General features: G+C 62.5%; 14 protein-coding genes and 1 pseudogene. 10 read left to right on the top strand and 5 right to left on the bottom strand.

The genetic code is table 11. The annotated features are described in order from the left end of the window. The first annotated feature begins 96 nt into the window (after window positions 1–96). Window positions 97–1,806, top strand: coding sequence for a methyl-accepting chemotaxis protein (locus AB4O23_RS20450; RefSeq protein ID WP_460060369.1), 1,710 nt, complete (start codon window positions 97–99; stop codon window positions 1,804–1,806). Here the strand turns inward: AB4O23_RS20450 and AB4O23_RS20445 are convergent. From AB4O23_RS20445 to AB4O23_RS20435, 3 genes are all read right to left on the bottom strand, one after another. Further along, on the bottom strand, window positions 1,772–2,014 hold the full coding sequence (locus AB4O23_RS20445; protein WP_017530330.1) for a DUF2789 domain-containing protein: 243 nt from the start codon (window positions 2,012–2,014) through the stop codon (window positions 1,772–1,774). The two genes, AB4O23_RS20450 and AB4O23_RS20445, sit on opposite strands and share 35 nt — an antisense overlap. Before the next feature lie 71 nt (window positions 2,015–2,085). Beyond that, the gene (locus AB4O23_RS20440) at window positions 2,086–2,316 is read right to left on the bottom strand and encodes a hypothetical protein (RefSeq protein ID WP_026067459.1); all 231 of its coding nucleotides are present in this window, start codon (window positions 2,314–2,316) and stop codon (window positions 2,086–2,088) included. A 114-nt stretch (window positions 2,317–2,430) separates the two neighbouring features. Beyond that, window positions 2,431–2,697, bottom strand: coding sequence for a hypothetical protein (locus AB4O23_RS20435; RefSeq protein WP_026067460.1), 267 nt, complete (start codon window positions 2,695–2,697; stop codon window positions 2,431–2,433). Between the two features lie 413 nt (window positions 2,698–3,110). Between AB4O23_RS20435 and AB4O23_RS20430 the strand changes: the two genes are divergently transcribed. Further along, on the top strand, window positions 3,111–3,560 hold the full coding sequence (locus AB4O23_RS20430; RefSeq protein ID WP_050554011.1) for a hypothetical protein: 450 nt from the start codon (window positions 3,111–3,113) through the stop codon (window positions 3,558–3,560). A gap of 133 nt (window positions 3,561–3,693) precedes the next feature. Further along, window positions 3,694–4,710 (top strand): ABC transporter substrate-binding protein, encoded by a 1,017-nt coding sequence (locus AB4O23_RS20425; protein ID WP_017530333.1) that lies wholly within the window; start codon window positions 3,694–3,696, stop codon window positions 4,708–4,710. 81 nt (window positions 4,711–4,791) lie between these two features. Here the strand turns inward: AB4O23_RS20425 and AB4O23_RS20420 are convergent, their stop codons facing one another. Next, entirely contained in the window at window positions 4,792–6,918 is a 2,127-nt protein-coding gene (locus AB4O23_RS20420) for a TonB-dependent receptor (RefSeq protein WP_020379922.1), read from the bottom strand. Window positions 6,919–7,013: 95 nt separating this feature from the next. Further along, a complete protein-coding gene (locus AB4O23_RS20415; protein ID WP_017530335.1) occupies window positions 7,014–7,403 on the bottom strand; it encodes a DUF2946 domain-containing protein in 390 nt (129 codons plus the stop codon). Window positions 7,404–7,496: 93 nt separating this feature from the next. On the opposite strand from AB4O23_RS20415, the gene AB4O23_RS20410 reads away from it, so the two are divergent. The 7 genes and pseudogenes from AB4O23_RS20410 (at window position 7,497) to uvrA (ending at window position 18,060) form a co-directional block, all read left to right on the top strand. Then, window positions 7,497–7,934 (top strand): DUF3995 domain-containing protein, encoded by a 438-nt coding sequence (locus AB4O23_RS20410; RefSeq protein WP_017530336.1) that lies wholly within the window; start codon window positions 7,497–7,499, stop codon window positions 7,932–7,934. A gap of 69 nt (window positions 7,935–8,003) precedes the next feature. Beyond that, entirely contained in the window at window positions 8,004–8,621 is a 618-nt protein-coding gene (gene lexA, locus AB4O23_RS20405) for a transcriptional repressor LexA (protein ID WP_017528018.1), read from the top strand. Further along, on the top strand, window positions 8,621–9,235 hold the full coding sequence (gene imuA, locus AB4O23_RS20400) for a translesion DNA synthesis-associated protein ImuA (protein ID WP_065878320.1): 615 nt from the start codon (window positions 8,621–8,623) through the stop codon (window positions 9,233–9,235). The genes lexA and imuA overlap by 1 nt, the downstream gene beginning before the upstream one ends. A 7-nt stretch (window positions 9,236–9,242) precedes the next feature. Then, window positions 9,243–10,655: a Y-family DNA polymerase gene (locus AB4O23_RS20395; RefSeq protein ID WP_065878322.1), complete on the top strand. Its 1,413-nt coding sequence runs from the start codon at window positions 9,243–9,245 to the stop codon at window positions 10,653–10,655. Continuing rightward, a complete protein-coding gene (locus tag AB4O23_RS20390) occupies window positions 10,631–13,723 on the top strand; it encodes an error-prone DNA polymerase (RefSeq protein WP_206665933.1) in 3,093 nt (1,030 codons plus the stop codon). The genes AB4O23_RS20395 and AB4O23_RS20390 overlap by 25 nt, the downstream gene beginning before the upstream one ends. A 109-nt stretch (window positions 13,724–13,832) precedes the next feature. Then, a complete protein-coding gene (locus AB4O23_RS20385; protein WP_017528014.1) occupies window positions 13,833–15,539 on the top strand; it encodes an ATP-binding protein in 1,707 nt (568 codons plus the stop codon). Between the two features lie 2 nt (window positions 15,540–15,541). Then, window positions 15,542–18,060, top strand: a pseudogene (uvrA, locus tag AB4O23_RS20380) (excinuclease ABC subunit UvrA). Window positions 18,061–18,149: the final 89 nt, after the last annotated feature.

Below are 18,149 nucleotides of genomic sequence, written 5' to 3'. Positions count from 1 at the left end.
CGGTGAAACTGGGGGATTGTTCAAGCGGTCCCCCAGAGAAAGACCCGTTACTCCTCCCGTCTATTGATCTATTGCACGCTACCCCACTAAAGGCCCATGGATAATGGCCTGGTAGTGGCGTTTAATGCAGAGACAATAACGACAAGCAGCGGGGTAACGACGATGGCTGGAGACGGAACTCTGATGGGCGCAGCAGTGCCACCGCAACCGGTGGTGCGCGGTTTGCCCGGTTGGCTCACGCCGCTTATGCAGAGCACCGCCCTGGTGCTGGTATTGCTGGGCCTGGCATTTGCCAACCTGCCGCTTTACCTCTGCCTGCCTTTGGCCGTACTGGTGATCTGGCTACCGCGCCTTAAACATTCCAAGCCGGCCATGGCCCAATCCGCGGCCAACGATGCGATTGGCGACCTGACCCGCGACCTGTCCTACACCACCAGCCATAACGCACTGTCTGCTGCCGGCGTGGCCTATTCGGTCAAGCAGTTGGCCGCCCGCGTACAGTCCCAACTCAGTGCGGCCAAGCAGATTGTCAGCAGCGCCGAAGTGATGATCAGCACCGAGCAGGTCACCTCGCAATTGAGCCGCGACGCCCTGGGCGCCGCCAGCCAGGCCCATCAGCGCAGTACCGAAGGCCGTGAGGTGCTGGCCCAGTCGATCACCCGCATGCACCAGCTCAGCCAGCGCGCCAATGCCAGTCGCGAGCTGATCGAGGCCTTGAGCCAGCGCAGCGAAGAAATCCAGCGCGTGACCCTGGTGATTCAGTCCATCGCCAGCCAGACCAACCTGCTGGCGCTTAACGCCGCCATTGAGGCGGCGCGCGCCGGGGAGCACGGGCGGGGCTTCGCCGTGGTGGCCGACGAAGTTCGCGGGCTGGCCGGCCGCACGGCCACGGCCACCGATGAAGTCGGGGTGATGGTCGCGGATATCCAGCAGCGCACGGCCCAGGTGGTGGAGCAGATTCGCCAGTTGTCAGCGGACCTGAACACTGGCGTCGAGCAGGTGGAACGCGCCGGCGAACAGCTGCACAGCATCGCCAGCCTGGCGGCGGATGTGGAAGGGCAAGTCAATGAGATCGCCCTGGGCACCGATACCAACCGCACCCAACTCGACAGCCTGTTCCATGCCGTGGAGCAGATGCGCAGCGATCTGGACGTGAGCGACCAGCAAACCCGGCAACTGGCCGATGCCGCGGTGCAAATGGAAGGGCAGGCCGAAACCATCAGCGAGCGCCTGGCGGAAGTCGGGCTGGATGACTATCACCAGCGCGTCTACGACTTGGCGCGTGAGGGCGCCAGCCGCATAGCGGCACAAATGGAGGCCGATGTGCAGCAAAATCGCATCAGCCTGGACGATTTGTTCGACCGCACTTACACGCCCATTCCCAACACCCGTCCGAGCAAGTACCACACACGATTTGACGGCTACACCGATCAGGTCCTGCCGGCGATCCAGGAAGCGTTGTTGCCGCGTCATGAGGGGCTGGTGTTTGCCATCGCCTGCACACAGCAGGGCTATGTGCCCACGCACAATAATGCGTTTTCCCAGGCCTTGACCGGCGACGCCCAGGTCGATGCGGTACAGAACCGCACCAAGCGCAAGTTTGACGACCGTACCGGGATTCGCTGCGGCAGCCATCAACAAGCCGTGTTATTGCAGACCTACACCCGCGATACCGGCGAGTTGATGCACGACTTGTCGGTGCCGATCATGGTCAAGGGGCGGCATTGGGGCGGCTTGCGCCTGGGGTATAAGCCGCAAGCCGCGAAGAGCGTCAGGCCTGGGGAGGTTCGTGCAGCAGGGCGTTGAGGTCGTCCACGGCCGGCGCCCATTCTGCGTCGACATGCAACTGCTCCCTGAGGAAAGCGGCCTGTTGCTCGCTCCAGAACGGCGCATCGATCAGCTTTATATCGTCTGGCAGGCGGTGCTCTGCCGTGAATCGTTCGATGGCTTCCTGGCTTGAATCCAGGCCCAGTTGTTCGAACAAGGTTTGCAGCGTTGGGCTAGTCGTATCCATGGGTTTCTCCCTGCAGGCTGAGCATCGTTATGCATGGGAGAGCTGTGCCGCGCAGGAGTTCGATCGGATTGTCAGGAAGTCAATGCGCCTGAATCCACGGCCGTCTTGAGTGCCAGGGCGGATTCTTTTCCGGCGGCAGCGGCGGTGTCCAGGGTCTTGAACCAGCGGTCTTTTTCAACCTGATGCAGGGTGACGGCAGTCAGCGGCGGCTTGGCACGCATCACGATCACCGCTTGAAACTCACCGTCTACTTCCCTTGCGTCGCCATGGATGAAAAATTCGCCAATATCAAATTCCGTCACGTATCGCCTTCCCTTCGAGGTAATCAACTGCACTGATGAAACCTGACCCGCACGGGGCAAGTTTCAATCGACGGGCCAGTATGGCAGTTGTTGAGGGGCGACGGCGCAGTAAAGTCATCCAGGTGACGAAACGATTGCACCGTGCAGGCTGGTTTCCAACTGCTTGGCCAGTTCGCAGGCCTGGATGTGGTCACTGCGAAAGCCTTTGATTCTGCCGCTGGTCACTTCAAGGATATGAAAGAAGTTGCGCCCGGCGGGTACCACTTGGTAAAGAATTGAATTGGAGTACCCCTTGACGCTGTGCAAGCAGTAGTATTGCCGTTCTTCCTGACATGATGAACGAGTGCGGGAAGACGTAGCGTCGTAGTGACGTCGTTGCATGGTCAGCTCCTGTCGATCGATCTTGTTGATACACCAGCAGCGTTACGGGTGGTTTTGACCCCCGTAGCTGTTTTAGTATTGTCGTCGGCGGGTGGCACCTGGTTCCAGCGCTCGTGTTTTCAATTGTATGAGCTGTCGGAAACTGCGTTTTTAATAGGGTTATTCTCTGAAGCGGGTCGACCGGTATTCTCTGGCTATTGAACCTGTGATTTCCTGTGGCGCAGGATGACCTCGCGTGAGGCTTGTCGTGTACGCCTGTACCTGCCTCTGGCAGGGCAGCGGGATCTTCTTCAGTTTTTTTCAAAAAATGTGTGTAACCGTGCCGAAATGGCCGTTTTTTTGTGCTGCCCGCCTTTGGCGGACGGCGCTCTTTTCGATGTGGGGGCGTTTCCTTGGCAGTCAGTAATCTGGATATGCACGCGTTGTTCGTGCTGGGTGATTTGCGCGCAAAGTTGGTCAAGCAGTTTCAATCCCGTTTCGTCTACATCACTGAGCAGACGCCGGAAGGCATCTACATCGCTGAAATCGATACCGAAGCGGCGATGGTGGTGGATGACAAACCCCGCCTGGAACTCAAAGTAGGCGACCATTTCCGCGCAGCGGTATTACCCAGTCGCGAAGGTGGCAAGTTCGAACTCAAGTTTCGCGATATCAAATTGACGGTGTATGGCCTGGGCGACTACGCCTTTGTTTCTTCGGCCGAAGGCCAGGGCATCGTGTTCAAGGAAGGCCACAGTGTGATGCTGGTGTTTGCCGCCAACGAACAATTGCAGGAAGGCCTGACCAAAACCCTCAAGGCCGTGACCGGCAAGGCCGCCAAGTGGCGCAAGGGTGAATTGGTCACGTTCAAGGCCAGTGAATAATCCGCACATCCTGCGAACATCTCCTATCTCCCGGAACCTCTACTACAGTTGAGTTGACTTAACTACTCAGAGGCTTCGCGCATAAGCAGCAAAGCCGTCCGCTATCTGCTGCGATATCGCGAGGTGCAAGGGCATGAAAGGATTGAGAACGCTGTTGGCCGCGTCGCTGACGACCCTGAGCCTGTCCATGGCTTCGCTGCCGGTTTGTGCCGCACAGGCACCGGTGCACTTTGCCGACCTGAACTGGGAAAGCGGCAGCCTGATCACCGAAATACTGCGAGTGATTGTCGAGAAGGGTTATGACCTGCCCACCGACACCTTGCCCGGCACCACCATCACCCTGGAAACCGCCCTGGCCAAGAATGACATCCAGGTGATCGGCGAAGAGTGGGCCGGCCGCAGCCCGGTGTGGGTCAAGGCAGAGGCCGAAGGCAAGGTGGTGGGCCTGGGCGATACGGTCAAAGGCGCGACCGAAGGTTGGTGGGTGCCGGAGTACGTGGTCAAGGGCGACCCCGCCAAAGGGCTCAAGCCGCTGGCGCCGGAGCTTAAAAGCGTGAAGGACCTGGCGCGTTACAAGGACGTGTTCAAAGACCCGGAGTCCCCCGGTAAAGGGCGCTTTCTCAACAGCCCCATCGGCTGGACCTCGGAAGTGGTCAACAAACAGAAACTCAAGGCGTATGGCCTGGACGACAGCTACGTGAATTTCCGCAGCGGTTCCGGCGCGGCACTGGATGCCGAGATCGCCTCGTCGATACGCCGGGGCAAACCGGTCTTGTTCTACTACTGGTCGCCTACGCCTTTGATGGGGCGCTACAAACTGATCCAGCTGGAGGAACCACCGTTCGACGCCGAGGCCTGGAAAACCCTGACGGATGCGGATAATCCTGATCCAAAGCCGACGCGGTCGTTGGCATCCAGGTTGAGTATCGGCGTGTCCACGCCGTTCCAGAAAGAACACCCTCAGATCGCGGCATTCTTTGAAAAGGTCGAGTTTCCGATCGAACCATTGAATAAAGCCTTGGCGACCATGAGCGAGAATCACACGGCGCCACGCGAGGTGGCCCAGGTGTTTATGAAAGAACACCCTGAGGTGTGGAAGGCATGGTTGACCGAGGAGGTGGCGGGGAAGGTTGAAGCGAGTCTGAAATAACCCCCGTTCTTGCTTTCGAGTGGTCCTCAAAAGTGCGGGAGCAAGCAAGCCTGCTCCCGCGTTCGGAGGGTATTGCCGGGCTTAGAACCGGGTGTGTACGGCCACCTCGAACGTTCTTGGCGATCCCAAATAGTAAGCCGGCGACACATGGGCAAACTCGGCGTACACCGCGTTAGTCAGGTTGCGTACCCGACCGGTCACCGAGGTGTGCGAGTCCACCTTGTAGCGCAGGAAGCTGCCGAACAGGGTGTAGGCCGGTACGGTCAGCGTATTGGCGTTGTCGGCATACACTTGGGCCACATACCGCGTATCCACCCCGCCTTGCCAGTCATCGGCAAAATCATAAGTCAGCCACAGGTTGCCTACACGCTTGGGTACGTTGGTTGGCGTGTTGCCCTTGCGTGAGACCACAGCGCCGCTGGCGATCTTCTCGTTGAACTCATCGTATTCGGCGTCTACCCAGGCGAAGTTGCCCTCTGCCAGAAGCGCTGGAGTGATACGCAGCGAACTGGCCACCTCGATACCCTTGGACGACTGCGCGCCGACCGGGATGCTGTTGGTCGGGTCCAGCGGATCGGTCACGGCAAAGTCCTTGCGCTCGATCCGATAGGCCGCGACGGTGGCGGAGCCACGACCGTCCAGGTAGTCGAACTTGCTGCCCACTTCCCACTGTTTGCCGGTCGATACATCAAATACTTGTGTGGTGGTAGTGGGCTGCTCGGCGGCGGTGCTGTATTGCACGTACACGTTGGCGGATGGCATGAACTGGTACGTCAGGCCGGCGCGGCCGGTCACCGGTTCCCAACTGCGCTTGAAGTGGCGGGGGTTGCTCGCCGTGACCACGCGGTGGTTGGTGACATCCAGGTCGATAGCGTCGTAACGCAGGCCAGTGAGCAGGGATAGTTTGTCGCTAAGGCCCAGCCGGTTTTCCACAAACAGCGCTTGGGTGGTCACCGCGTTGGTCTTGTCCCTTACGAATCCCGGCCGGGTGCCCGGTATGTCATAAAAATTGCCAGGGTTGTAGTGGTTTGGGTCCACCGTGCTTTTGCCGGATACATTCAATGGGCTGTTGGTGGTGCTGTTGACCTTGTACTCAAAACCGCCGGACCAGGTGGTCGCCAGCCCCAGCAAGCTGGCGTCATGGCGCAGTTCGAACTGGTTGCCGTTCTGTTCACCTTGATGGCGCACCTGGTAGGCAGTCGAGCGGTTCACCGCACGGTTATCGGCGGTGTACTGGTAGGTTTCCAGGTTGCGATAATCGCGCTGGCTGTCGAGATGGTAGAGGGTGTTTTTCAGCGTGGTGCTGTCGTTGATCCGGTAGTCGATGATCGAGCGCGCCCACAGTGTTCGCTGCTCGTAGCGGCCATCGGCGACGTTGTAGTTGTTGAACCGGTTGTGCGTGTCGATCTTCAATTCGCCAGCCTTGGGGTTGAGCACCGGCGTGCCCCAGTAAGGACTGTCTTCATGCTCATCCTGATACTCCAAGGCCAGCGTGTGGGACAGGCTGGGTGTGAGGTCGCTGAGTAAGGAAAACGCCAGGCTCCAGGCGTCGCGCTGGTCACGGTCGATATAACTGTGGTTGGTGTTGCGGCTCACATCCAGGCGCGCGTAATGCTGCACCTCGGCGCTCGGCTCGGTGAGCGCATGGTTGACGCCGAAGGCCATGCCGGCGGTGTCGTAGCTGCCATAGGTCAGTTGGCCCTCGGCGGCCTGTTCCTCGCGGGTGGCCAGCTTGGTCACATAGTTGAGCGAGCCACCGACGGCGCCGGCGCCGTTGATCAGGGAGGAGGGGCCGCCCACCAGTTCCACCCGATCATAGATCCAGGCATCCACCGGCCGTGCCAGGCCGGTGGCGACGTTGATGCCGTTGAACATCTGGGTGATCTGGCTGCTGGTAAACCCGCGATAGGACACAAAACCGCCAAACCCCGGCGGCGCGCTGGCGTTGACGCCGGGCAGGGTGTTGGCCGCATCGCGGAAGGTCTTGGCGCCATGGCGTTCGATATCATTGCGGTTGGCGATGGCTACCGACGCCGGGGTCTCCCGCACGCTTAGCCCCAACCGCGACGCCACGCCGCTGGGTTGGTCCAGGGCCAGGCCGGGCTCGGGCGTTGGTTGGCCATCGATGGTGGTCGGGGCCAGTTCGAGCGCCCAGGCGCAGACAGGCAGGCAGCCGAACAGGCCTGCCAACAGGGGTAAATGCTTCATGGTTGAATCCTGAAAAACGTGGCTTGAAAACAACGCACAGCCGTACGTACTTCCTTACGGAAACGCAGGTCAGTGCAGATCAAAAAGCGCAGGTATCAGGCGAAAGCGGGCGGCGCGCGCGGGTTAGCCGTGGGCCAGGTGAAGCGGGCAGGGATGTCAGCAGCCAGAACGATGGCCGGTGGTGGGGCGTGAGGTTGCGGCAACACCGCCACATTCAGGCTGGAACTGAGCGCGGGCCCCATGCCGCCGGTGGAACACAGCGGGCAACCGAACGCCTTGGACAGCGTGGGCAGGTTCTCACCGGTGGAGTGGGTCGGCTTGGGGGCCTGGGTGCGCGGGTCTACGGTACAGAACTGACCGCCAATCCCATTGAGTTGCATCCCCACCATCTGCCCGTGACCGATACTGCAGGCGAACACATTGAACAGGACGCAGCAATACAGCATCCAGGCAATGAGCGAGCGATCGGCACGGGCGATTTTCATGGGGCGGCACTTTACCATCAGCCGCCGACGAAATGCCTGCAAAAAATCTCAGGGCGACTATGCTTTTTCGCACTTTTCCAGGGAGAGCCAGTCATGAGCTTCGTCGTCGCACGGTGGATTGTCGGCATTTTTACCTGCATCAGCATGGTCCACTTGTATTGGGCCGCCGGCGGCAAACTCGGCAGCCTCGCCGCCATCCCCCAACTTCCCGGTGAATTCGCCAGCGGGCCACGCCCGGCGTTCAAACCTTCGGCACTGGGCACCTTTTTGGTGGCGATGGGGTTGGTGGCGATTGCACTGTTGGTGTGCCTGCGTGCCGGGTTGTACTTTTCGCCGGTGTCCCATCGGGCGTTGCAGTGGGGGATCAGCGCGATTGCCGTAGTGATGTTTGCCAGGGCAATTGGGGATTCGGAGTTGGTGGGTTTTTTCAAGAAGGTCAGTGGGTCGCGGTTTGCGCGGCTGGATACGTGGTTTTATTCGCCGTTGTGCCTGGTGTTGGGGGCAGGGTTATTGGTGGTGGCGTGGAGTTGAGGACCTGCGCCTTACGTTCCCTGCTACGCGACTACCGGCTATTGTAAGAAAACTCCTACAGGAGTACAAATGTACTCCATGACGAACCTGACCCCCCGCCGTACCGCCATCCTGACCTTTATCCGCGACCGTATCGCGCAGCAAGGCCAGCCCCCCAGCCTCGCCGAGATTGCCGAAGCGTTCGGCTTTGCCTCGCGCAGCGTCGCGCGTAAACACGTGGTGGCGCTGACCGAAGCCGGTTTTATCGAGGTCAACCCCAATCAGGCCCGTGGTATTCGCCTGCTCAATCAACCCGCCCGTCCCGAATGGCTGGATGTGCCGGTACTCGGGCGTGTCGCCGCTGGCCGGCCGATTGGCGCCGATGCCGACGTACACAGCCGCCTGCAACTGGACCCCGCTACCTTCGCGAAAACGCCGGATTACCTGCTGCGGGTACAGGGCGATTCGATGATCGAAGACGGCATTCTCGACGGCGACCTGGTGGGTGTACGCCGCAGTGCCGAGGCCCTGACCGGGCAGATCGTGGTGGCGCGCCTGGACGGTGAAGTCACCATCAAGCGTTTCGAACGCAATGGCGACAGCGTGCGTCTGTTGCCGCGCAACCCCGCGTATCAACCCATTGTGGTGGGGCCTGACCAGGACTTGGCCATTGAAGGGGTGTTCTGCGGCCTGGTGAGGCAAGGTTGATGGGCGCCGTGGTTGCACTGGATACGCTGTTCAATGGCGGCCGCGTCTGGAAAGGCCGGCCCGCCGCGCCGCCGGCCAGTGTGCATCCTACCGGGCTTACGGCGCTGGATGCGGTGCTGCCAAGCGGCGGCTGGCCTGAGTCGGCCCTGAGTGAAATCCTGCTGGCCAATGAAGGTATCGGCGAATTGCAACTGGTGCTGCCGACCCTGGCGCGCTTATCCACGGCGGGAGAACGCATTGTGCTGGTGGCCCCGCCGTATACGCCGTACCCCCACGCCTGGCAGAACGCCGGGGTCGATTTACGCCAACTCTCGGTGGTGCAGGCCGAGGAGCGCGACGCGTTGTGGGCGGTGGAGCAATGCCTGCGCTCCGGCAGTTGCGGCGCGGTGTTGTGTTGGCCGCGCAAGGCCGATGATCGCGCGTTGCGGCGTTTGCAGGTGGCGGCGGAAACCGGGCAGACCCTGGCGTTTGCCTGGCGATCCATCAGCGAGGCAGTCAACTCATCTCCCGCCGCCCTGCGCCTGACCGTCGAAGCCAGGCCTGCCCAAGTGCGGGTGCTCAAATGCCGTGGCGGCCTGGCTCATCCGGCGCCGATTGCGCTGAGCGGGCATTGAGGTTGCTATGCGCTGGGTGTGTATTGTGTTCCCGCAATTGGCACTGGACGGCGTGCAGCGTGTGCATCCCGAACCCGAGCAACCCCTGGCGTTGCTGGCCGGCACGCCGCAGCGGCGTGTGCTGCAAACCGTCAACGATGCTGCCCGTACCTTGGGGCTGCGTCCCGGCCAATCGCTGACGGCGGCGCATGCCCTGGCCAAGACCTTTGCCAGCGCCGAATACGACCCCGCCGAAATCGAACGCTGGCAGCAGTTCCTGGCCGCCTGGGCCTATCAGTTCAGCTCCCAGGTCAGCCTGTATTACCCACGCGCCTTGTTGTTTGAAATCGAATCGAGCCTGGGACTGTTCGGGCCCTGGCCGCAGTTTGAAGCGCGTTTGCGCAAAGAGCTGACCGAACTGGGCTTTCGTCACCGTATCGTCGCCGCACCCAACCCGGCCGCGGCGCGGGTGCTGGCCAATCTCTACGATGGCCTGGCCGTCGCGGATGAGGCCCTGGCGCAAGCCTTGGCGCCGCTGCCCATCGACCGCGCCGGCCTTGAGTCCCAGGCCGCCACCGCATTGTCGCGCATGGGCCTGCGTACCCTGGCGCAGGTGCAGGCTTTGCCCCGGCACACCTTGGCGCGGCGTTTCGACGCCACGTTGCTCAAACACCTGGATGCACTGACCGGACAACGCCCCTTGGCCCTTGGGTTTTACCAGCCGCCGGACCAGTTCGATGAACGCATCGAATTGAATTTCGACGTGCAATCCCACCAGGCGCTGCTGTTTCCGCTGCGCCGCTTGACCGGCGATTTGTCGGCATTCCTGTGTGGTCGCGACAGTGGCGTGCAGCGTTTTGACCTGCACCTGGAACACGCCCAGGCGCCCGACAGCGTGATCAAGGTCGGCCTGCTCAGCGCCGAACGTGAACCTGCGATGCTCTTCGAACTGGCCCGTGGGCGCCTGGAGCAGTTGCAAGTCAGCGCCCCGGTGCGCGGCTTTCGCCTGGTGGCCCGCGACTTGCCGGTATTTGTGCCGCAGCGCCAGGACCTGTTCGACGACCGCCCGCAACAGACCCTGCCCTGGGAGCAACTGCGCGAACGCCTGCGCGCGCGCCTGGGCGATGAGGCGGTGCAAGGCCTGCGCTTTCACGCCGACCATCGGCCCGAATGCGCCTGGCAAGCGGCGGCGGACACTCGCCCATGCCCGACCTTGAACAAGGTGCAACGTCCCGGCTGGCTGCTCAACGAGCCCACCTTGCTGGCCGAGCAGGGCGTGCGGATCCTCATGGGGCCGGAGCGTATCGAAACCGGCTGGTGGGACGGCGCCGACATCCGCCGCGACTACTACCTGATCCAGACCCGCGCCGGCCAGCAAGGCTGGGCCTACCGCACGGTGGGGCAAGCCGATGGCCTGTGGCTGCAAGGCTGGTTCGCATGAGCTACGCCGAGCTGCATTGCCTGTCCAACTTCACGTTCCAGCGCGGTGCTTCCAGTGCATTGGAGTTGTTCGAGCGCGCCAAGCGCCAGGGCTACAGCGCCTTGGCGATCACCGATGAATGCACGTTGTCGGGCATCGTGCGTGCCTGGCAGGCGGCCAAGGCGGTGGGCTTGCCATTGATTATCGGCAGCGAAGTGCGCATCGAAAACGGCCCGAAACTGGTCCTGCTGGTGGAAGACCTCAGCGGCTACCAGTACCTGTGCCGCCTGATCACCCTGGCCCGACGCCGCGCCGAAAAGGGCCGTTATCGCCTGCTGCAAGAAGACTTCGACCAACCCCTCAACGGCCTGCTGGCGGTGTGGGTCGCGCAAGACAGCGACACCCAGGCCTCGATCCAGTGGCTGCGCCGTACTTTCGCCGGGCGCCTGTGGCTGGCGGTGCACCTGCACTGTGGCCAGGACGATGCGCGCCATCTGGAGCAGCGCCTGCAGTTGGCCGCGAGCCTGGATATCCCGGCAGTGGCCTGCGGTGATGTGCACATGCATGCGCGTGGTCGACGCGCCCTGCAAGACACCATGACCGCCATCCGCCATCACGTCTCGGTGGCCGACGCCGGCACGCGCCTGCACCCAAATGGCGAGCGGCATTTGCGCAGTCTCGATGCGCTGAATGCGTTGTACCCGCAAGCCTTGCTTGACGAGACCCTGAGCATCGCGCGCCGTTGCACCTTCGACCTCGGCCAGTTGCGCTACCGCTACCCGCGCGAATTGGTACCCGAGGGGCATGATGCGCAATCCTGGCTGCGCGTTCTTACCGAAGAAGGTATCGCCCAGCGGTGGCCCGAGGGTATCGATGCCAAGACCCTGCAACAGATCAATCACGAACTGGCGTTGATCGGCAGGCTGGGTTACGAAAGCTATTTCCTCACGGTGCACGACATCGTGCGCTTTGCCCGCAGCCGTTCGATCCTCTGCCAGGGGCGAGGCTCGGCCGCGAACTCGGCGGTGTGTTTTGCCTTGGGTATCACCGAGATCAACCCGAGCCTGACGAACATGCTGTTCGAGCGCTTCCTGTCAGAGGAACGCAACGAGCCGCCGGATATCGACGTGGACTTCGAACACGAGCGCCGTGAAGAAGTGCTGCAATACGTGTTCCAGCGTTATGGCCGCACCCGCGCGGCGTTGACGGCGGTGGTCAGCAGTTACCACGCGAGCGGCGCGGTGCGCGACGTGGCCAAGGCGCTGGGGTTGCCGCCGGACCAGATCAACGCCCTGGCCGACTGCTGCGGGCGCTGGAGTGATGCGACGCCGCCACTGGAACGCCTGCGCGAAGCGGGCTTCGACCCCGACAGCCCGTTGCTGCGCCGTGTGTTGACCCTGACCGGGCAATTGATCGGCTTTCCCCGGCACCTGTCCCAGCACCCCGGCGGCTTCGTGATTTCCGAATACCCGCTGGACACCCTGGTGCCGGTGGAAAATGCCGCCATGGCCGAACGCACCATCATCCAATGGGACAAGGACGACCTGGACGCGGTCGGCCTGCTCAAGGTGGATATCCTCGCCCTGGGCATGCTCAGCGCGATTCGCCGGTGCTTCGACCTGCTGCGCCGTCATCGTGACCTCGACCTGGCCCTGGCGACGATACCCAAGGAAGACCCGGCCACCTACGCGATGATCAGCAAGGCCGACACCATCGGTGTGTTCCAGATCGAATCGCGGGCGCAGATGTCGATGTTGCCCAGGCTCAAGCCCAGGACGTTTTATGACCTGGTGATCGAAGTGGCGATTGTGCGACCGGGGCCGATCCAGGGCGGCATGGTGCATCCGTACCTGCGCCGACGGAACAACGAAGAAGCAACCACTTACCCGTCGCCGCAACTTAAAAGCGTATTGGAGCGCACCCTGGGCATTCCGCTGTTCCAGGAACAAGTGATGCAGATCGCCATGGTCGCCGCCGACTACAGCCCTGGCGAGGCCGACCAGTTGCGCCGCTCCATGGCCGCCTGGAAACGTCACGGCGGCCTGGAACCGCACCAGCAGCGCCTGCGCACCGGCATGCTGAAAAACGGCTACACCGAAGCCTTTGCGGCGCAGATTTTCGAGCAGATCAAGGGGTTTGGCAGCTATGGCTTTCCGGAATCCCACGCGGCCAGTTTCGCCTTGCTGACCTACGCCAGTTGCTGGCTCAAATGCCACGAGCCGGCGGCGTTTGCTTGTGCGTTGATCAACAGTTGGCCCATGGGTTTCTACAGCCCGGACCAGATCCTGCAGGATGCGCGGCGCCATCGCTTGCAGATCCGCCCGGTGGATGTGCGAGCCAGCGACTGGGATTGCAGCCTGGAGCCCATCGACGGCCAGCAACCGGCGATCCGCATGGGGCTGCGCATGATCAGCGGGTTTCGCGAAGAGGACGGGCGGCGCATCGAAGCCGCCCGTCAGCGCCGGCCGTTCAGCGACATTGCCGACCTGGGCGCGCGCGCCGGGCTGGATGCCCGCGCCCAAGCGTTGTTGGCCGACGCGGGCGCCTTGCGCGCCCTGGCCGGCAACCGGCACCAGGCGCGCTGGGACGTGGCCGGCGTACACCAACAACTGGGGCTGTTTGCCGGGTTGCCCGGCTGCGATGAAACGCGGGTGGACTTGCCCGCGCCCACGCTGGGCGAAGACCTGCGCGCCGATTACGCCACCCTCGGCACCACCCTTGGGCCGCACCCGCTGGCGTTGCTGCGCGATGAGTTGCGCAAGCGTCGGTGTCGCAGTTCCCGCGAGCTTATGGCGGTGGAGCATGGGCGTAACGTCAGCGTGGTGGGCCTGGTCACCGGTCGGCAACGCCCAGGCACCGCCAGCGGCGTGACTTTTGTGACGCTGGAGGACGAATTCGGCAACCTCAATGTGGTGGTCTGGCGCGACCTGGCCGAACGTCAGCGCCAGGCCCTGGTCGGCTCGCGGCTGCTCAAAGTGGACGGGCGGTGGGAGGCGGTGGGCGAGGTGCGGCACTTGATCGCCGGGCGTTTGACCGACCTCAGCGTATTGCTGGAAGGCATCGATGTGCGCAGCCGGGATTTTCACTGAAGCCTGGGGACAGCGTGGTGGTTACTGCCAAATTTATACCAAATGAAACCATCTGCTCGGTGTAAGCTCCAAAAATGGCGACTGTCCTGTCTTTGCCCAGAGCTTAACAATGCAATTCTTATCCAATTCCCATGGCTGTGAAGGTTGGGCCGGTGAAATGGCTCAGCGTATACGCGGCTTTGACTGGTCAAAAACCGACCTCGGGCCCATCGACCAGTGGTCCACCAGCCTGGCCTGTACCGTGCAAATGATGCTTGCCTCACCGGTGCCGATGGTGATGCTGTGGGGGCGCCTGGGCCACATGATCTACAACGACAGCTACTCGGCGTTTGCCGGTGGTCGCCACCCGTACCTGCTGGGTACGCCGGTGGAGCTGGGTTGGCCGGAAGTGGCCGACTTCAACCGGCATGTGGTGGACACCTGCCTGGCCGGAGGCACGTTGTCGTTCAACAACAAGGACCTGGTGCTGCTGCGCAACGGACAACCGGAAACCGTATGGCTGGACCTGTATTACAGCCCCGTCGCCGGCGATGACCAGCAACCGGCCGGCGTCCTGGCGATTGTGGTCGAGACCACCGAGTTGGTGAAGTCCGAACAGGTGCGTCAGGAACTCACCCATAATCTCGAACAGCGCGTGGCCGCTGAAGTGCAGGCGCGCTCCACCGCCGAGGAGCAGTTGCGCCAGTCGCAAAAACTCGAAGCCATCGGCGGCCTTACCGGCGGCGTGGCCCACGACTTCAATAACCTGCTGCAAGTGATCGCCGGCAACCTGCATTTGCTGGCCCGCCATGAACCGGACAACCCCCAGGTGCAGCGGCGTGTGAGCGCGGCCATTGCAGCGGTGGAGCGGGGCGCCAAGCTGTCGACACAACTGCTGGCCTTTGCCCGTCGCCAGCCATTGTCTCCGGCGGTGTACAACCCGTTGCGCATTTACGAAAACCTCGGCGAACTGCTGCAGCGCGCACTGGGTGAAACCATCCGCATTGATGTGCAACTGCCGCGTGATCCGTGGCGCATTCATGTCGACCGCAACCAACTGGAAAACGCCTTGCTCAACCTGGCGATCAATGCGCGGGATGCCATGAAGGGCGAGGGCGTGATTCGCATCAGCGGTGAAAACATCATCCTCAACCCCGATGATTGCATCGGCAAAAGCATCAGCCCCGGCGAATACGTACGCCTGGCGGTGAGCGACACCGGTGTGGGCATGTCACCGGCGATCCAGGCCAAGGTGTTCGAACCGTTCTTCACCACCAAGCGCGACGGCCACGGCACCGGCCTGGGCTTGAGCATGGTGTTCGGCTTTGTGCGCCAAAGCGGCGGGCACGTGGATGTGTGCAGCGCAGAAGGCAAGGGCACCTTGGTGCAGTTGTATTTCCCGCGCAACCTGGGCGAGGAACGCCCGGAAACATCGGCCGAACCCTTGGCGCCCGAGGGCGGCCAGGAAACGATCCTGGTGGTCGAAGACAATGAAGGCGTGCGCCTGACCGTCGTGGAAGTGCTCGAACAATCGGGCTACACCGTGCTCACCGCCGAAGACGGCGACCAGGCCATGCTCAAGCTCAAAGACGGCCTGCAACCGGACCTGATTTTTACCGACGTGGTAATGCCGGGCCGCGTCAAAAGCACCGACCTCGCGCAGTGGGCCCGCGGGCAAACGCCTCCCGTGCCGGTGCTGTTCACCTCCGGCCACACCCGCGACATCCTCTCCAGCAACCACCTGCTGAGCCGCGACATTCATCTGCTGAGCAAGCCCTACAGCCCCGAAGCCCTGACGTTACGCGTGCGCCGCGTGCTTACCGCAAGACAAGGTTGACCATGACTTCACCGCGCAACATCCCTTCGATCACCGCCCAACGCCCAGGCTTCGTGCGGGTGCGGGGTGCCCGCGAACACAACCTGCGCAATGTCGATGTGGACATTCCCCGGGACGCCTTGGTGGTGTTCACCGGCGTGTCGGGCTCGGGCAAATCGTCCCTGGCGTTTTCCACGGTGTATGCCGAGGCTCAGCGGCGCTATTTCGAGTCGGTGGCGCCCTATGCGCGGCGCCTGATCGACCAGGTGGGCGTGCCCGACGTGGACAGCATCGAGGGCCTGCCGCCCGCCGTGGCCCTGCAACAACAGCGTGGTACGCCAAGCGCGCGCAGCTCGGTGGGCAGCGTCACCACCTTGTCCAGCCTGATCCGCATGCTGTACTCCCGCGCCGGCAGTTACCCGCCAGGGCAGGCGATGCTCTATGCCGAGGACTTTTCGCCGAACCTGCCTCAGGGCGCGTGCCCGCAATGCCATGGCTTGGGCCGCGTGTATGAAGTGACCGAAGCGCTGATGGTGCCGGATCCATCGCTGACCATCCGCCAGCGCGCGGTAGCTTCCTGGCCCTGACCTGGCAGGGCCAGAACCTGCGCGACATACTCGTAACCCTGGGTTACGACGTGGATATCCCTTGGCGTGACCTGCCGAAAAAACACCGCGACTGGATCCTCTTCACCGAAGAAACCCCCACGGTACCGGTGTATGCCGGCTTCACCCCGCAGCAAACCCGCGACGCGCTCAAGCGCAAGCTGGAGCCGAGCTACCAGGGCACCTTCAGCGGCGCGCGGCGCTATATCCTGCACACGTTCACCCATACCCAGAGCGCGCTGATGAAAAAGCGCGTCGCGCAGTTCATGCAGGGCAGCGCCTGCCCGTTGTGCGAGGGCAAGCGCCTGACCCGGGCGGCACTCTCGGTGAAGTTCGCCGGGGTGGACATTGGCGAGTTGTCGCAGCTGTCGCTGGCGCAGTTGGCCGAGTTGCTGCGGCCGGTGGCGGCGGGGCAGGACACGATGAAACTGTCCGTGGAAAAGCGCCTGGCCGCGCAGCGTATCGCCCAGGATTTGCTGGAGCGCGTCAGCACCTTGACCGAGCTGGGCTTGGGGTATCTGAGCCTGGAACGCAGCACGCCGACGTTGTCGTCCGGCGAGTTGCAACGCCTGCGCCTGGCCACGCAATTGGGCTCGCAATTGTTTGGCGTGATCTATGTGCTGGATGAACCGTCGGCAGGGCTGCACCCGGCGGATGGCGAGGCGCTGTTCACCGCGCTTGAGCGTTTGAAAGCCGCCGGCAACTCGCTGTTTGTGGTGGAGCACGACCTGGAAACCATGCGCCGCGCCGACTGGCTGATCGATGTCGGCCCGGCCGCCGGCGAGCATGGCGGGCAAGTGCTGTACAGCGGCCCGCCCGCCGGCTTGGTGGATGTGCAGGCATCGCAGACCCGTGACTATCTGTTTGCCGAACCGCGCCCGTCGAATCAGGCGCGCCGTGAACCCCGTCACCTGTTGAAACTGGCGGGTGTGACGCGTAACAACCTCCATGATCTGAGCGTGGAATTCCCGCTGGGTTGCTTCACCGCAGTGACCGGCATTTCCGGCTCGGGCAAGTCCAGTCTGGTCAGCCAGGCCCTGCTGGAACTGGTGGGCGCAGGCCTTGGGCGCGTGGTCGACAATGACGAAGAACAGAGCCTGGAAGATGACGCGCCGCAACCCCTCGGTGGCCGCATCAGCAGCGGGCTGGAACATATCCGCCGCCTGGTGCAGGTAGACCAGAAACCCATTGGCCGCACGCCGCGCTCGAACCTTGCGACCTACACCGGGCTGTTCGATAACGTGCGCAAACTGTTCGCCGCCACGCCCGCCGCGAAGAAGCACCAATACGATGCCGGCCAGTTCTCTTTCAACGTCGCCAAGGGCCGTTGCCCCAACTGTGAGGGCGAAGGGTTTGTCAGCGTCGAGTTGTTGTTCATGCCCAGCGTGTACGCGCCGTGCCCGACCTGCCATGGGGCGCGCTACAACCCCGAGACACTGGCGATCAAATGGCAGGGCTTGAGCATCGCCCAGGTGCTGGGCCTGACCGTTGAGCAGGCCGTCGAGGTGTTTGCCGAGCAGCCGGGTGTGTTGCGTTCGTTGCAGGTATTGCGCGATATCGGCCTGGGTTATCTGCGGCTTGGCCAACCGGCTACCGAACTGTCCGGCGGCGAGGCGCAACGCATCAAGTTGGCCACCGAACTGCAACGCAACGCCCGGGGCGCGACCTTGTATGTGCTGGATGAGCCGACCACGGGGCTTCATCCACGGGATGTGGATCGCCTGCTCAGCCAGCTCAACCATCTGGTGGATGCGGGGCACACGGTGGTGGTGGTCGAGCATGAAATGCGCGTGGTCGCGCAGAGTGACTGGGTGATCGATATCGGGCCGGGAGCAGGGGATCTGGGGGGCAAGGTGGTTGCCAGTGGCACGCCACAGAAAGTCGCCAGGAGCAAAAAGAGTCGCACCGCGCCATTCCTGGCACGGGCACTCACCTAAGCGCAAAAAAGCTTCAAATGTGGGAGGGGCTTGCTCCCGATAGCGGTGGGTCAGAAGAAATTTACATGACTGATTCACCGCTATCGGGC

The sequence above is a fragment of the Pseudomonas sp. H2_A10 genome (assembly GCF_054680085.1).
Note: the sequence above shows the minus strand (reverse complement) of the source record. Positions and strands in the feature narration are given on the sequence as shown.

Excerpts from the sequence above, each read along its gene's own strand:
- AB4O23_RS20410 (WP_017530336.1), top strand. The coding sequence starts at position 7,497 with ATGAGCTTCGTCGTCGCACGGTGGATTGTCGGCATTTTTACCTGCATC.
- AB4O23_RS20445 (WP_017530330.1), bottom strand. The coding sequence starts at position 2,014 with ATGGATACGACTAGCCCAACGCTGCAAACCTTGTTCGAACAACTGGGC.
- AB4O23_RS20420 (WP_020379922.1), bottom strand. The coding sequence starts at position 6,918 with ATGAAGCATTTACCCCTGTTGGCAGGCCTGTTCGGCTGCCTGCCTGTC.
- AB4O23_RS20385 (WP_017528014.1), top strand. The coding sequence starts at position 13,833 with ATGCAATTCTTATCCAATTCCCATGGCTGTGAAGGTTGGGCCGGTGAA.
- AB4O23_RS20450 (WP_460060369.1), top strand. The coding sequence starts at position 97 with ATGGATAATGGCCTGGTAGTGGCGTTTAATGCAGAGACAATAACGACA.
- AB4O23_RS20395 (WP_065878322.1), top strand. The coding sequence starts at position 9,243 with ATGCGCTGGGTGTGTATTGTGTTCCCGCAATTGGCACTGGACGGCGTG.
- imuA (WP_065878320.1), top strand. The coding sequence starts at position 8,621 with ATGGGCGCCGTGGTTGCACTGGATACGCTGTTCAATGGCGGCCGCGTC.
- AB4O23_RS20425 (WP_017530333.1), top strand. The coding sequence starts at position 3,694 with ATGAAAGGATTGAGAACGCTGTTGGCCGCGTCGCTGACGACCCTGAGC.
- AB4O23_RS20415 (WP_017530335.1), bottom strand. The coding sequence starts at position 7,403 with ATGAAAATCGCCCGTGCCGATCGCTCGCTCATTGCCTGGATGCTGTAT.
- AB4O23_RS20430 (WP_050554011.1), top strand. The coding sequence starts at position 3,111 with ATGCACGCGTTGTTCGTGCTGGGTGATTTGCGCGCAAAGTTGGTCAAG.
- lexA (WP_017528018.1), top strand. The coding sequence starts at position 8,004 with ATGTACTCCATGACGAACCTGACCCCCCGCCGTACCGCCATCCTGACC.
- AB4O23_RS20435 (WP_026067460.1), bottom strand. The coding sequence starts at position 2,697 with ATGCAACGACGTCACTACGACGCTACGTCTTCCCGCACTCGTTCATCA.